The 12,106-nt window shown below is 55.0% G+C and carries 10 protein-coding genes; 1 reads left to right on the top strand and 9 read right to left on the bottom strand.

Annotation, left to right across the window (positions count from 1 at the left end; translation table 11 throughout):
- Positions 1-5 precede the first annotated feature (5 nt).
- Both ABLU80_RS04780 and adhP read right to left on the bottom strand, forming a co-directional pair.
- Positions 6-1,628 carry a TIGR04028 family ABC transporter substrate-binding protein gene (locus tag ABLU80_RS04780; RefSeq protein WP_348849769.1) on the bottom strand — a complete coding sequence of 541 codons (1,623 nt, stop codon included), beginning with the start codon at positions 1,626-1,628 and terminating at the stop codon, positions 6-8.
- Positions 1,629-1,786: 158 nt separating this feature from the next.
- On the bottom strand, positions 1,787-2,797 hold the full coding sequence (adhP, locus tag ABLU80_RS04775; protein WP_015366486.1) for an alcohol dehydrogenase AdhP: 1,011 nt from the start codon (positions 2,795-2,797) through the stop codon (positions 1,787-1,789).
- A gap of 250 nt (positions 2,798-3,047) precedes the next feature.
- Here adhP and ABLU80_RS04770 point away from each other — a divergent pair, with 250 nt between their 5' ends.
- Positions 3,048-3,989: a bifunctional helix-turn-helix transcriptional regulator/GNAT family N-acetyltransferase gene (locus ABLU80_RS04770; RefSeq protein WP_224146681.1), complete on the top strand. Its 942-nt coding sequence runs from the start codon at positions 3,048-3,050 to the stop codon at positions 3,987-3,989.
- Positions 3,990-4,034: 45 nt separating this feature from the next.
- On the opposite strand, the gene ABLU80_RS04765 is transcribed toward ABLU80_RS04770, so the two are convergent.
- The 7 genes from ABLU80_RS04765 to sra form a co-directional block, all read right to left on the bottom strand.
- A complete protein-coding gene (locus ABLU80_RS04765; protein WP_032714567.1) occupies positions 4,035-5,750 on the bottom strand; it encodes an ABC-F family ATP-binding cassette domain-containing protein in 1,716 nt (571 codons plus the stop codon).
- A gap of 322 nt (positions 5,751-6,072) precedes the next feature.
- Positions 6,073-6,486, bottom strand: a complete 414-nt coding sequence (locus ABLU80_RS04760; protein WP_015705503.1) for an RbsD/FucU domain-containing protein — start codon at positions 6,484-6,486, stop codon at positions 6,073-6,075.
- A 45-nt stretch (positions 6,487-6,531) separates the two neighbouring features.
- Positions 6,532-7,296 carry an SDR family NAD(P)-dependent oxidoreductase gene (locus ABLU80_RS04755; protein WP_015705502.1) on the bottom strand — a complete coding sequence of 255 codons (765 nt, stop codon included), beginning with the start codon at positions 7,294-7,296 and terminating at the stop codon, positions 6,532-6,534.
- Positions 7,297-7,313: 17 nt separating this feature from the next.
- On the bottom strand, positions 7,314-8,621 hold the full coding sequence (locus ABLU80_RS04750) for an MFS transporter (protein ID WP_015705501.1): 1,308 nt from the start codon (positions 8,619-8,621) through the stop codon (positions 7,314-7,316).
- Positions 8,622-8,765: 144 nt separating this feature from the next.
- Positions 8,766-9,812, bottom strand: a complete 1,047-nt coding sequence (locus ABLU80_RS04745; RefSeq protein ID WP_192797118.1) for a LacI family DNA-binding transcriptional regulator — start codon at positions 9,810-9,812, stop codon at positions 8,766-8,768.
- A gap of 238 nt (positions 9,813-10,050) precedes the next feature.
- Entirely contained in the window at positions 10,051-11,748 is a 1,698-nt protein-coding gene (locus ABLU80_RS04740; protein ID WP_015366493.1) for an NAD-dependent malic enzyme, read from the bottom strand.
- Between the two features lie 185 nt (positions 11,749-11,933).
- Entirely contained in the window at positions 11,934-12,074 is a 141-nt protein-coding gene (gene sra, locus ABLU80_RS04735; protein WP_015366494.1) for a stationary-phase-induced ribosome-associated protein, read from the bottom strand.
- Positions 12,075-12,106 lie beyond the last annotated feature (32 nt).

Genomic DNA, 12,106 nt, shown 5'->3' with positions numbered 1-12,106 from the left:
CCCCCTTAGTGTTTATCCAGCCATGCGCCGTAAAACGACGGACGTCCCACGGCTTCAAAACGTACGCCTTTTACCCATGGCGCGCCGGCAAAGACCTGCGGTTCTTCAAAGATGGGAATGACGTAGGCGTTGTCCAGCAGATAACGCTGCGCATCGCCAGTTAACTGCAGACGCTTTTGCACATCCACTTCGGCAGAGATTGCGGTTAACAGGGCGTTGAGCTTATCGTCACGGAAGGTTTTAACTTTGTCGCTCGAACCGCCCTGTTGCAGTAGGGCATCGCGGTTGGCGGGGAAGAACATACTCTTCACCACATCCGGGTCGGCGCGGCCGACTTCAGAGACGGTTAATGGCGTTTTCAGCGGGTCGAGATTATCCAGTACCCGGCTGCCGGCGTCGCCGGCTTTCACGTTTAAGGCCACGCCAACCTGACGCCACTGCTGCGCAACCAGCTGTAGCACCTCTTTGTTCTGCGGCTGCGGCAGGGATTCATAGACCGTGAGCGCCAGCCGCTGTCCCGCTTTTTGTCGGATACCATCCGCGCCCGCCGTCCAGCCCGCCTCATCCAGCAGCTGTTTAGCTTTCTGCTGATCGAAGGCAAGTTTGTCGCTTAAATCGACGTATCCCGCCGCGGTGCGGGCGATAACGGAACTTGCCTGCGGATAGTTTGGCGAGAAAAGGGTCTCAACAACCTGTTTGGCGTTGGTAGCATGCAGTAGCGCCTGGCGTACCCGCAGGTCGGCAACCAGCGGGTTATCCGGACGGAAGCTCAGGCTATCGTTTACGCCGCGCGTCGGCGCAGCGTAAATATTAAAGCCCTGGTCGGTTGCCTGTTTTTCATCATAGGCTTGCACCTGGCGAATAAACCCGGCCTGTCCCGCCAGTAGCGCGCCAATACGTACGCTATCTTCCGGCGTTACGATATAGGTAATGCCGTCGAGGTTCGCCGGGCCTTGCTGAGCAAGATTTTTCGGCCCCCATTGATAATCTTTCCGCGCCACCAGCGTTAATTCGCGTCCGGGTTTTTCATCTTTTACCGTAAAGGGGCCGGAACCGATGATATGGCGGGCATCGCCCAGCGCCTCAAAGCTCCGCGCCAGAGTGCTGAGGGAAACCAGCCCGGAGCCAATCGTTGCGGTACCTTGCAGGAATCCCGGGGAGGGCTTTTTGAAGTAGAATTTGACGGTCAACGGATCGATGACTTCACTACGATCGTAATTGTTGATCACTTCGGAAACCGGCAGACGTAGGGCTTTATTGCCCAAACCGTAGGTATCAAAGTTCTTTGCGACCGCATTGGCATCGAGTGGGGTACCGTCAGAGAAGGTGACGCCAGGCCGCAGCTTAAAGGTATATTCGGTCTTCTCGTCGTTGCTACTCCAGCTTTCGGCGATCCACGGCTCGATAGCTAGCGTTTCCGGGTTTTGCCAGGTTAGCTTGTCGGTTATCTGATTGAGGATCCCGCCGTTAGGGTAAAAACCGCCGGCCGGCGGATAGAGATTAGTATGCGGCTGTTGTTCCAGATAAATTAAGGTGCCGCCTTTGATCGGCGTTTGCGCCGCCGAAACCGAAAACGCGCCTGCAATAAAAAGGGCGGCAAGCGTAGGCAGGCGAAAGCGATTTTGCATGGTGAATTCCTTTGTTATCTATTGTCTTGCCATCATCGGGCGCGACGGAATACAAAGGAACCAACGATTTGCGCTAAGCATTTGCGAAATCTGACTATTCCCATCATGCGGGAATAGTCAGCAGGTTAGGCTCTTTCGTCTGGCAGAGTCAGACAGAATTAACGGCGGAAATCGATAACCATGCGGCCGCGGATTTGACCCTGTTCCATCTCCTTAAAGATGGCGTTGATATCGCCGAGCGGGCGCAGAGTGACTTTCGGCACCACTTTGCCTTCGGCGGCAAACTGGAAGGCTTCAATCAGATCCTGACGGGTACCTACCAGCGAACCTACTACTTCAATCCCGTCCAGCACCAGACGCGGAATATCGAGGCTCATCGCTTCCGGCGGTAGGCCAACGGCGACGACGCGGCCGCCGGCGCGAACCGCATCCACGGCGGAGTTAAATGCCGCTTTAGCAACGGCGGTAACCACGGCCGCGTGGGCGCCGCCGGTTTTCTCCTGAATGATTTTGGCGGCGTCTTCGTTGCGGGAATTAACCGTCAGATCGGCGCCCATCGAGGCGGCAAGCTCCAGCTGCCCGTCGTTGACGTCAACGGCGATCACTTTGGCATTAAAGACGTTTTTGGCATATTGCAGCGCCAGGTTACCCAGTCCGCCGAGGCCATAAATGGCAATCCACTGGCCGGGCTTGATGTGTGAGACCTTCACCGCTTTATAGGTGGTGACGCCGGCGCAGGTGATGCTGCTGGCGGCGGCGGAATCCAGTCCATCCGGCACTTTGACCGCGTAATCGGCGGTGACGATGCACTCTTCGGCCATCCCGCCATCGACGGTATAACCGGCATTTTTCACCGAGCGGCACAGGGTTTCGTTGCCGCTGTTACAGTATTCGCAGTGGCCGCAACCTTCGAAGAACCACGCCACGCTGGCGCGATCGCCCGGCTTCAGCGACGTCACGCCAGGGCCGACTTTTTCCACGATGCCGATGCCCTCATGGCCGAGAATGACGCCGGTTTTATCGCCGAAATCGCCGTTTTTCACGTGCAGGTCAGTGTGGCAGACCCCGCAGCATTCCATTTTCAGCAGCGCTTCGCCATGCTCCAGCGGGCGTAACTTTTTATCGGTTACATCAATCTGGTGGTCGTGGGTGACTACAGCAGCTTTCATGCGTTTCTCCTTGTTAATGATACGAAGGTGCTAACAGCGAAAATAATACTCATTAAGGATTAGATCTTATGTCGCTAATTACAAGCGGTATGGTTGGGAATGGGGGGATTTGCCGCATATTTGGCACAATATTCATCCGTTTATACCAATTTTAGGGGGCGCAACCCGAAAGGAGCGGAGTATGCCAGGGCCATTGACAGAGCGTGTTGATAATGGTTGTATTATGCAACTACCTTTCGCGGATATTACTATGCCTGACACTTTACTTATCAATCAAATTCGTTCCGCATCACGATTGATGGTGCGCGAGCTCGGCTTTATGAACAGCACGCTGGCGGCGACCGACTATTCACCTTCAGCGGTGCATGCGCTGCTGGAGATTTCTACTCATGGCGCGATGACCGCCGCGCAACTGGTGCAGGTATTGGGGCTGGACAAATCGAGCGTCAGCCGAATGTTATCGCGCCTGCAGACCGCTAACGAGATAGAGGAAAATGGTTGTGTTGATGACGGGCGTTTTAAACAACTCTCATTGACAACCAAAGGGCAGGCGACGGTCGCCCGCATTCATGAGTACGGCGCCATGCGGGTGATTGAGGCGCTGGCGCATTTGGATAGCGCACAGCAGCAGATCGTTGCCGAAGGGTTGACGGCCTATTCGTGGGCGCTTGAGCGCTGTCGTCAGCAGCCGGTCACGAGCAGACCAAACGACATCACGATAGTAACCGGCTATCAGCCGGGAATGATTGGCCGCATTGCGCAAATGCACGGTGAGTATTACGCCCGTCATTACGGCTTCGGGCATTTTTTTGAAGGTAAAGTCGCTAGCAGTCTGGCTGAATTTTCTGGCAGGCTGAACAATCAACGTAACCAGATTTGGCTGGCGGTCAAAAATGGCGTCATCGTCGGCTCTGTCGCCATTGATGGCGAAGACCTCGGGAATAATGAAGCGCATCTACGTTGGTTTATTCTCGGCGATGGCTGTCGGGGCAGCGGCGTGGGGCGCCGCTTGCTGACTGAAGCTATCAACTTTTGTGATAATCAGCGCTTCGATGCGGTTCAGCTATGGACGTTTAGCGGCTTGCAGGCGGCGCGTAAATTATATGAATCCTTTGGGTTTACGCTGAGTAAAGAGTGGCAGGGCGATCAATGGGGGAAGACCATGCTTGAGCAGCAGTTTACCCGCCGCTAAAGCTGTTAAGCCACCGGGGCGCTGACGCTCCGGTGGCATAGGCATTTAACTCAGATGGGTATTTATCTCCTCAATCTCCTGACGCCACAGCGCCTGTAGCTGCGGCTTCTGATGCTTCGGCTTACGCTGCAGATCGTCCGCCAATAGCTGTTCCAGCATCACCAGACGTTCCAGCAAATCCTCTTGCAGGTCGTCGACGGGCGGCGCCTGCGGCGGCGTTTGCGTCGCCGGGCTCTGAAGCCGCTCGTTGCCGCGCAGACGGGCGTACACCTCGTCGACGTCGTGCCACTCGCTTAACCCGTTTTCATCAATTAACCAGAAGCGGTTACAGCTCTGGCTGATGAGCTGTCGATCGTGGCTAACCAGCAGCAGGCCCCCGGGATACTCCCGCAACGTCGCCGCCAGCGCCTCTTTTCCCTCCATATCCAGATGGTTGGTGGGTTCATCGAGCAGCAGCAGGCTATAGCTCGCCAGCGACAGGCCGACAAACAGCAGCCGTGAACGTTCGCCGCCGCTGAGGGTGCTGACCTTCTGCCCGTGTCGCGCCCAGCCGAAGCCGGCGGAAATCAGCGCCCGCTTGCGCGTTTCCGGCGAAGGCTCAAAGGGCTCCAGCGCCTCCAGCAGGCTGGCCTCATCCGCCAGTTGATGCAGGGTTTGATCGTAATAACCCGGATGTAGTCGAGGATGTAAACGCAGCCCGGCTTCGCTAGCGGGTTGCTGCATTTGCCGCCATAACAGGCGCAGCAGCGACGATTTCCCACCGCCGTTGCGCCCCATTATCGCTACCCGGTCGCCGCTTTGCAGCCGCGCCAGACCGGTGGTGAACAGGGCGGGGAGACCGGGCGCCGGCGGCACGGGGAGATTTTCCATCTCCAGCAGACGGTCGGCGCGAACGGCGTCGCCATGCACCTCAAGACGCCACGGCGTGCCGGCGGTGAGTTCCGTCTGGCTATCCTTCAGGCGTGAAACCTGCTTTTCCATCTGCTTTGCTTTACGCGCCAGATCTTCGTTATCGTAAACCCGACCCCAGATGGCCAGCCGTTTGGCGCTGGCAGCGACGCGGTCGATCTCCTTTTGTTCCGCTTTGTGGCGCAGAGCATCGCTTGCATCTTGCTCCTGCAGCGCCTGACGGGCGGCGCTGCAGGGTAGTGAGAAAGCGTGCAGCGTGTTATCACGTAAAATCCAACTGGTATTAGTTACAGCATCCAGTAAGAGGTTATCGTGCGACACCACCACGAAGCTCCCCTGCCAGGTTTGCAAGAAGCTTTCCAGCCACAGCAGGGTCGGCAGATCGAGATGGTTGCCTGGCTCATCCAGCAACAGCAAATCGGGTTGTTGGATCAACGCGCGGGCGAGCAACAGACGAGTATGTTGTCCGCCGCTCAGGGTGGCGGCTTGCTGTTGGGTCTGTTGAACGGTAAAACCCATTTCAGCGAGCAGTCGCTCCGCTTGCCAGCGCAGTGAATCCCGTTCGCCAGGCGCCAGTTTTTCCAGTACCACCTGCAATAGCGGTTGGCTGAGTAGGGCGTCAGGCAGATGTTGTTCCACGCGCGCCAGCAGGCAGTGATTAGCCCGCGATACGCTGCCAGAATTCGGCGTAAGAGTGCCGTCCAGCACCTGCAATAGCGTGCTTTTCCCGCAACCGTTATAGCCAATCAGGCCAATGCGATCGCCTTTTTTCAGGGTAAAGGAGAGGTCGTTGAAAAGTGGGCCAAAGGCCGTATCAACGTGGAGAGATTGTGCGCTTAAAAGTGTGCTCATTGTGAACTTACTCAAGAGTTACAGGCATGAGAATGCCTCGTCAAACATCGCTGACGATAACCCGGTAAGCCCGAGGAAGGGATTTAGTCGTTGGCTTCTTCGCTCAAGCTAAAGTTATCGCAGCACGATACCGATAACGCTTGAGCTGGTGCGATCGCCAAATGTATGTGAAACATTAAACAGTTCACAGTACAGCATGGGGATCCTCCTTATTTTTTCAGTAGGTTGATGGATGCAGGGAGTGTAGTGGCTAAATTGTCTTTTGACCAGATACCAGCATTGAGGATCGCGCCGCCGGTTTTATCGGCGGCGGGTATGACGATTAGGCCGGAGCCACGGTGAGTAATAGGTTGGCAAAACGACGCTGTTCGCCGGAAGCGATGACCAGTTGGGTCAACGGCAGCCGGGATTTTGCGTAGAAAGCTTCGCGTTCGACATAATCAAGCGGGCAGTTTGTCGGTAGAAGCTCCCGGTATTCACTGGCGATGGTGTTAGTGAATTCCGCTGGTGATGCCATCAGCGTCGCGTGTTCGACATTAACGCAGGTAAGCAGTTTTTCGACGATATAAGTTGCCGGTACCATGCCTGGCGCGAGGTTGAGCTGAATCAACGTGGCATCGGCATTGGCATTAACGCGACAGGCAAAATTGCTATCCGCGATGAGAATTTGTGATTTATGGCCGCAACACGCCAGAGCAGCCAGCAGTTGTGGATGGATAATTTCGAATTTGATCATCAGGTACTCCCTGGCGGGCGGCGATTTCTGGCCGCCCGGTTTGCATTACATGCGATAAATTCCGCCGTTAATATCGATAGTGGCGCCGGAGATAAATCCGTCATACTCACCGGCAAGGAAAGTGATAGCGCGGGCGACGTCATCGGGCGTTCCCGCGCGCTGAAGCGGAATTTGCCGGATGGTTTCGTCAGCCGAAGCCTGTGTGGTGTGGCGGTTATGAAAACGGGTGCCGAGAATAAGCCCCGGCGCAACCGCATTGACGCGCACGCCGTGCTCGCCCAACTCAGCCGCCAGCGAGCGTGTCCAGGTCAGAATTGCCCCTTTTGTGGTTGAATAGGCGAGAGAACCGGCATGCCCCCCGGAGCGCCCCGCCAGCGAGGCGAGGTTAATGATGCTGGCGCCATCCGTTGCCGATTTAAGCCAGGGAAGCGCCGCCTGGGTGACGTTAAGCATGGTGGTCATATTGACGTCTAACACCGTTTGCCAGAACTGACGGTCAATTTCGCCAAGCCACTTACGCCCGACGATACCGCCGACGTTATTCACCAGGATATCGATACCGCCGAGGAATTCCGCGGCGGCCTGCACGCAGGCGGTCGCGTCCTCAGTGTCAATCAAGTCCGCATAGCGCCAGGCCGCTTTTTGCCCTCGCGCGCTGGCGATAGCCGCCAACTTTTGCGGGCCTTCTTCACCGCTGTGATAGTGCAAAAAGACATCGCATCCCGCCAGAATCAGTTTTTCCGCCGTAGCCCAGCCGATACCTTGTTCAGAGCCGGTGATAAATGCTTTTTTTCCAATAAGAGTTCCCATGATGTTTCCTTAAATTTTCAGGATTGAATGACGCCTTCGCGCTGTCTGGCGCAGTAGAAAATGCAAATCAGGCCGGTGATCAGCAGGCACATGGCGAGGAATATCAGGCCCGGCGTGCTGCTGTGGCTGAAGTCGTTAAGGAGGCCGACCACGTAAGGGGCGACGAAGCCGCCCAGATTGCCGATGCAGCTCACCACGGCGAGACCCGCGGCCGTCGCTGCGCCTGCCGAGACGTTGGCAGGCATCGATAAGAAACACGGTACCGCGGTATAGATACCAATGGCGGCAATGGTCAGGAATGAGAGTGAAATCGCGACGTTGAACTTAAAGAACACCACCGCACCGGCGAGCCCTAATGCGGCGACGACCATACTGATACCGGCAAAAACGGCGATTTTGCGTGTTTTACTGGCCAGCATACTCCATGGATAAACCAGTAGCGCCGCCAGGCCGTAGGGGATAAGGGCAATCAGGCTTACGCGAAGAATATCATCGCCGGAAATAGCGGTAATAATCGACGGTAGCCACATCCCGAAGCCGTAAATCCCACAAACCATCCCGAAATTCAGCAGCGCATAAAGCAGGTATTTGGGATTTTTAATACCGCTGGCGAACTCAGCCAGCGAGACTTTACTCCCTGATTTTGAACGGTTCGTACTACTCATTAACCACGCCTTTTCTTCAGCGTTGAGATAGCCGACTTCTTGCGGTGAATTCTTAATAATAAAAGGGATGAACAGGCCGATAACGATCGGCGGAATACCTTCGAGGATAAATAACCACTGCCAGGATTCAAGGCCAAACCAGCCGTTATCGATATGCAGAATTAAGCCTGAAATCGGTGAACCCACGGCGTTGGATAGCGGCTGGACAATAATGAACATGCCGAGAATTTTGGTCCGCCAGGCTGGCGGAAAAAAGATCGTGAAGTAGTACACCACCGAAGGGAAGAAACCGGCTTCGCACACGCCGAGCATAAAACGACAGATATAGAGCTCGGTCGGCGTTCTGACGAACCCCATCAAAGTGGCAAATATTCCCCAGGTGATCAGAATACGCGCGAACCACAGCCGCGGACCGAACTTAATCGTGCCGGCGTTACTGGGAATTTCAAACATAAAATAACCGATGAAAAATATTCCCGAAGCAAAGCCAAAGGCGGTGGCCGTCAGGCCAAGGCTATCTTCCAGCGCCATTGCGGCGTAGGCCATATTATTACGGTCAAGAAAAGCCAGAAAATAAAGCAATATCATTAATGGAACAATATGCCATGTCAATTTCTTAATGGCGCTCTTTTCTATATCTTGCGCAGATTGTAGGTTCATCATTATTTCCGGTTATACTCGTTAAAGTACAAAAGAATGGGATGGAAATCCCGACATTAATATGCGTTTTGAATGTAATAGGGTATAGGTCTTCCTGCAGATAATAACTATTATCTGCACCATGCTATTTATTTATAAAAACAACTAGGGTTGCTTTATTTTTACCGACTGACGCTGTATCACTTCCGGTGCAAAGATAAATTCGTCGGTTTGTAATCCCGGCTCAGCAATTCTCTGGATAAGCCGCTCAACCATCATCGACGCCATTGCCGAAAGCGGGGCCATTACCGAGGTGAGGCCCGGTGACGATAACGCCGACAGGGAGATGTTATCGATGCCAATCACCGAAATATCTTCCGCTATTTTCAGGCCCTGCGCGCGTAGCCCAACCATCAGGCCGATGGCTAAAGCATCGTTAATCGCTACCACGCCATCTACTCGCGGCGTTAAGGCGCTAATTTTTTGCGCCAGGCTTACTCCCAGTTCGAACATCTCGGCGTCGCCGAATTCCCGATTGCCTTTGCCTTCTATCACCACGCCTCTGGCCGCTGTACCGCTTTGGGAAAGCGCGGACTGAAAGCCGAGGATTTTATGGCTGCGTCCCAGCGTTAACCCGCTTTCGGTGGCAAAGACGATATTACGGCAACCGTTGTCCAGCAGATGTTGCGCCGCCAGACGTCCCGCTTCAACGTTGTCCATTGAGACACTATCGAAGTAACGCGCCCGAGGCGGGACGCTTTCGGCCAGCCGGTTGTCATAGCTAATAATGGTCATGCCTTGTTCCGCTGCGCGCACAAAGTGGGTTTTGCGTACGTCGCTGGCGGCGACTATCAACCCGCGCACGCCGTGGGAGAACATATCCGCGATAAAGGCTGACTCCTCGGCGGCATCGCGGCAGCAAATGCCTAATAACAGCCGGTGGCGAAACGCGCGTGCCGCAGTATCCAGTTCATGTGCCAGCGCTGAAAAGCTGGGATTGACGATAGACGGTACCATCAGGCCGAGCATTTTGGTTGCTGAATCGGCGACCGGCGGAGCGCAACGCGCAGGGCGGTAATTTAGCTCAGCCATCGTTTTGACTATCCGCTGTCGGGTCTCTTCGCGCATCTGTTGCGTACGATTATTAAGTACGTTGGACACGCTACTAATTGAAACTCCAGCCCGCCGGGCGACATCACGAATATTCGCCATACTTAAACCTTCTGTTTTCTGCTGCGCGCTTATTTCAGCGCCGCGGTATCTGTTTGCTAATTTATCGGTGAGCGAACAGGCGGGCAAGGTATTTACCTCCTGGCAAGCGAGTGAAATAAAGCATCTGTGAAGCGCCTCGTAAGGATGGGCAGGTGTTTAGTAAACAAAGGGGAATAAATAACGGCAAAGGGCGGGGATAAAAAACGGGCCCGATCTCCGGGCCCGTTGAAATAAAGCGTTAAATTGAGGTTCGGCGATAGTTGCGATATTCCGGTTGCCAGAAATTATCGCTAATGGCCTGCAGCAGCGCTTCGGCCGATGTTTTCACCGCCACGCCCTGTTCCTGAGCCACTTTACCGACCGCAAACGCGATAGCGCGCGACACGGCCTGAATATCTTTCAGTTCCGGCAGTACCGGGCCTTCGCCGTTATTCACCAGCGGCGAGTGGTTGGCTAAGGTTTCGCTTGCCGCCATCAGCATTTCGTCGGTGACGCGCGACGCCCCCGCGGCGATCACGCCAAGGCCGATGCCCGGGAAGATATAGGAGTTGTTACACTGCGCGATGGCGTACTGCTTGCCCTTAACCGTCACCGGGGTGAACGGGCTGCCGGTGGCCACCAGCGCTTCGCCGTCGGTCCAGGTCAGGATGTTCTGCGGCGTGGCTTCAACGCGGGAGGTCGGGTTCGACAGCGGCATGACGATCGGCCGCGGGCAGTGCTTGTGCATTTCACGAATAATTTCTTCCGTGAACAGCCCCGGCTGGCCGGAGACGCCAATCAGGATATTCGGCTTCACGTTACGCACCACGTCGAGCAGCGAGAGCGCTTCGTTGGTCGTATCCCAACCTTGCAGGTTTTCGCGTTTCTGCACCAGCTTGCTCTGGAACGACAGCAGATTCGGCATACCGTCGGTCAACAGGCCGAAGCGGTCCACCATAAATACGCGCTGGCGGGCTTCTTCTTCGCTTAACCCTTCGCGCATGATTTGCGCGATGATCTGTTCAGCAATACCGCAACCGGCGGAACCCGCGCCGAGGAAGACAATTTTTTGCTCGCTGAGCTGGCTGCCCGCGCCACGGCTGGCGGCGATTAATGTACCGACGGTGACCGCTGCGGTGCCCTGAATATCATCGTTAAACGAGCAAATCTCGTTACGATAGCGGTTAAGCAGCGGCATGGCGTTTTTCTGCGCGAAATCTTCAAACTGCAGCAGCACGTCCGGCCAACGGTTTTTGATAGCCTGGATAACGTCGTCAACGAATTGATAATACTCGTCGTCGGTCACGCGCGGATGACGCCAGCCCATATACAGCGGGTCGTCGAGCAGTTGCTGGTTGTTGGTGCCGACATCCAGCACGATAGGCAGGGTGTAGGCCGGGCTGATACCGCCGCAGGTGGTATAGAGCGACAGCTTACCGATAGGGATGCCCATCCCGCCGATACCCTGGTCGCCGAGACCGAGAATACGCTCGCCGTCGGTCACCACGATCACTTTGACGTTATGATTCGGTACGTTTTGCAGGATATCGTCGAGGTTGTGCCGATTCTGGTATGAGATGAACACGCCGCGCGCGCGACGGTAGATTTCCGAGAAACGCTCACAGGCGGCGCCGACGGTGGGGGTATAGATAACCGGCATCATCTCATCGAGATGATTGCCAATCAGGCGATAAAACAGGGTTTCGTTGGTGTCCTGGATGTTGCGCAGATAAATGTGCTTATCGATCTCGGTTTTAAATCCCTGATACTGGATCCACGCGCGTTCAGCTTGTTCTTCGATGGTTTCGACCACTTCCGGCAGCAGGCCCAGCAGGTTGAAGCTGCTACGCTCTTCCATGCTGAAGGCGCTTCCTTTGTTGAGTAACGGAAACTCAAGCAGAACCGGGCCAGCGTAGGGGATATAAAGAGAGCGGTTTTTTTTATAGATGAATTGCATCGCACTAACTCCTTGATGTTCACTTCAGACCCGGGCGCGGCGATAAGCGATCGGTCTGGCAGGAAATGCAGCGGGCAGAGTATAAAGCAGATGGTAACAAAAGAAGGATGCGAAGCGTGGGATTGTCTTAAAAAAACACCATCCCGTTTGGCGGATGGTGTTTTTATCATCACTCAGCTGAAAAATTAACCACCGCGGCGTTTGCGGCCCGTAGCATGGATATGGTTAACGGTAGTTTCTTCGTCGCCTTCGAGCACCACTTTTTTCTGGCGGGAAAGCTTGTAGTTCAGACCGAGAAGATGACGTGCCTGATGGTTCGATTTCATTCTTACTCCTTAATCCTGTTCTGGTTTCAAGG

The organism is Klebsiella sp. CN_Kp104 (genome assembly GCF_040064515.1).
Classification (GTDB): Bacteria; Pseudomonadota; Gammaproteobacteria; order Enterobacterales; family Enterobacteriaceae; genus Klebsiella; species Klebsiella aerogenes.
The sequence above is the reverse complement of the archived record's forward strand: the minus strand, read 5'-3'. Positions and strand labels throughout refer to the sequence as shown.

Excerpts from the sequence above, each read along its gene's own strand:
- ABLU80_RS04780 (WP_348849769.1), bottom strand. The coding sequence starts at position 1,628 with ATGCAAAATCGCTTTCGCCTGCCTACGCTTGCCGCCCTTTTTATTGCA.
- adhP (WP_015366486.1), bottom strand. The coding sequence starts at position 2,797 with ATGAAAGCTGCTGTAGTCACCCACGACCACCAGATTGATGTAACCGAT.
- ABLU80_RS04770 (WP_224146681.1), top strand. The coding sequence starts at position 3,048 with ATGCCTGACACTTTACTTATCAATCAAATTCGTTCCGCATCACGATTG.
- ABLU80_RS04765 (WP_032714567.1), bottom strand. The coding sequence starts at position 5,750 with ATGAGCACACTTTTAAGCGCACAATCTCTCCACGTTGATACGGCCTTT.
- ABLU80_RS04760 (WP_015705503.1), bottom strand. The coding sequence starts at position 6,486 with ATGATCAAATTCGAAATTATCCATCCACAACTGCTGGCTGCTCTGGCG.
- ABLU80_RS04755 (WP_015705502.1), bottom strand. The coding sequence starts at position 7,296 with ATGGGAACTCTTATTGGAAAAAAAGCATTTATCACCGGCTCTGAACAA.
- ABLU80_RS04750 (WP_015705501.1), bottom strand. The coding sequence starts at position 8,621 with ATGAACCTACAATCTGCGCAAGATATAGAAAAGAGCGCCATTAAGAAA.
- ABLU80_RS04745 (WP_192797118.1), bottom strand. The coding sequence starts at position 9,812 with ATGGCGAATATTCGTGATGTCGCCCGGCGGGCTGGAGTTTCAATTAGT.
- ABLU80_RS04740 (WP_015366493.1), bottom strand. The coding sequence starts at position 11,748 with ATGCAATTCATCTATAAAAAAAACCGCTCTCTTTATATCCCCTACGCT.
- sra (WP_015366494.1), bottom strand. The coding sequence starts at position 12,074 with ATGAAATCGAACCATCAGGCACGTCATCTTCTCGGTCTGAACTACAAG.